Source organism: Xanthomonas sp. SHU 199 (assembly GCF_000364665.1).
In the GTDB taxonomy this organism is placed as follows: domain Bacteria; phylum Pseudomonadota; class Gammaproteobacteria; order Xanthomonadales; family Xanthomonadaceae; genus Xanthomonas_A; species Xanthomonas_A sontii.
Genome location: NZ_AQOI01000545.1, coordinates 1 through 1,833 on the forward strand (window position 1 = coordinate 1; position 1,833 = coordinate 1,833).

Consider the following 1,833-nt stretch of genomic DNA (forward strand, 5'->3'; position numbering starts at 1 on the left):
TCGCTCCGGCCGCCACGCCCGCGCAGAACGCGGTCAAGCCGGCGCCCGCCGCGGCCGCGGCGACCGGCGTGGTCGAGGCGCGGGTGCCGGACATCGGCGACTACAGCGACGTGCCGGTGATCGAGGTATTGGTCGCGGTCGGCGACACGGTCAAGAAGGATCAGGGCCTGGTCACCCTGGAGTCGGACAAGGCGACGATGGAAGTGCCCTCGTCGGTGGCCGGCGTGGTCAAGGAACTCAAGGTCAAGGTCGGCGACAGTCTGTCCGAGGGCAAGCTGGTGGCGCTGATCGAAGTGGCCGGCAGCGATGCCGACGCGCCGGCCGCGTCCGCGGTCCAGCCCAGCGCCGAGACCGGCGGCGGCGTGGAGCCGGTGCCGGCCTCGTCCGCGCCGGACAAGCTGGCCCAGCGCGAGATCGCCCAGGTCCAGGCCACGGCGCCGGCCAAGGCCGCCGCGCCGTCCGCCACCCAGAGCAGCCCGCCGGTGGCGTTCGACGCCGACAGCGTGCTGCCGCAGAAGGTGCCCTATGCGAGCCCGGCGGTGCGCGTGTTCGCCCGCGAGCTCGGCGTGGACCTGTTCCAGGTCAGCGGCTCGGAGCAGGGTGGCCGCATCACCAAGGACGACGTGCAGCGCTACGTCAAGGCGGCGCTGTCCGGCGCCGCGCCGGCCGCCGCCGGTGCCGCGCCCGCCGCGGGCGGCAATGGCCTGAACCTGCTGCCGTGGCCGAAGGTGGACTTCGCCAAGTTCGGCGAGGTCGAGGTCAAGCCGCTGTCGCGGATCAAGAAGATTTCCGGCGCCAACCTGGCGCGCAACTGGGCGATGATCCCGCACGTCACCCAGTTCGAGCAGGCCGACATCACCGACCTGGAAGCCCTGCGTGTGGCGTTGAACAAGGAGAACGAGAAGGCCGGCATCAAGCTGACCATGCTCGCCTTCCTGCTCAAGGCCAGCGCCGCGGCGCTGAAGCAGTTCCCCGAGTTCAACGCCTCGCTCGATGCCAGCGGCGAGAACCTGACTCTGAAGAAGTACTTCCACATCGGCTTCGCCGCCGACACCCCGAACGGGCTGGTGGTGCCGGTGATCCGCGACGTGGACAAGAAGGGCGTGGTCGAGCTGGCGCGCGAGAGCGGCGAGCTGGCCAAGAAGGCGCGCGACGGCAAGCTGGGCCCGGCCGACATGAGCGGCGGCTGCTTCTCGATCAGCTCGCTCGGCGGCATCGGCGGCACCGCCTTCACCCCGATCGTCAATGCGCCGGAAGTGGCGATCCTGGGCGTGTCCAAGTCGTCGATCCAGCCGGTCTGGAACGGCAAGGAATTCGCGCCCAAGCTGCTGCTGCCGCTGTCGCTGAGCTACGACCACCGGGTCATCGACGGCGCCGCCGCCGCGCGCTTCACCACCTACCTGAGCCAGGTGCTGGCGGACATGCGCCGCGTGCTGCTGTAAGCCCTGTCGTCACGGCGCCGCGTCCGTCGCGGCGCCGGTTTTCCCCCACCTGCGCGCGCCGCCTGTTTGTGCGGTCGCGCCGACGAACTGCAAACGCCCCTCGCCGCGGCGAAGGGCCACAGGAGAAGCTGCATGGCGGTCATTGAGGTCAAGGTCCCGGATATCGGCGACTACAGCGACGTTCCGGTCATCGAGGTGCTGGTCGCCGTCGGCGACACGGTGAAGAAGGACCAGGGCCTGGTGACGCTGGAGTCGGACAAGGCCACGCTGGAAGTGCCGTCCGCGGCTGCCGGCGTGATCAAGGAACTGAAGGTCAAGCTCGGCGACACCCTGTCCGAGGGCGCGGTGATCGCGCTGCTGGAGACCGCCGACGGCGCCGCTGCGGCGCCCG

General features: G+C 70.4%; 2 protein-coding genes. Both read left to right on the forward strand.

Going from position 1 to position 1,833, the window contains the following annotated elements:
- A partial coding sequence (aceF, locus tag D183_RS0116315; protein ID WP_017909941.1) for a dihydrolipoyllysine-residue acetyltransferase occupies positions 1-1,442 on the forward strand: 1,442 nt, incomplete at its 5' end.
- Between the two features lie 132 nt (positions 1,443-1,574).
- Positions 1,575-1,833 (forward strand): acetyl-CoA carboxylase biotin carboxyl carrier protein subunit (locus tag D183_RS0116320; protein ID WP_026144551.1); only part of this gene is annotated, 259 nt, incomplete at its 3' end.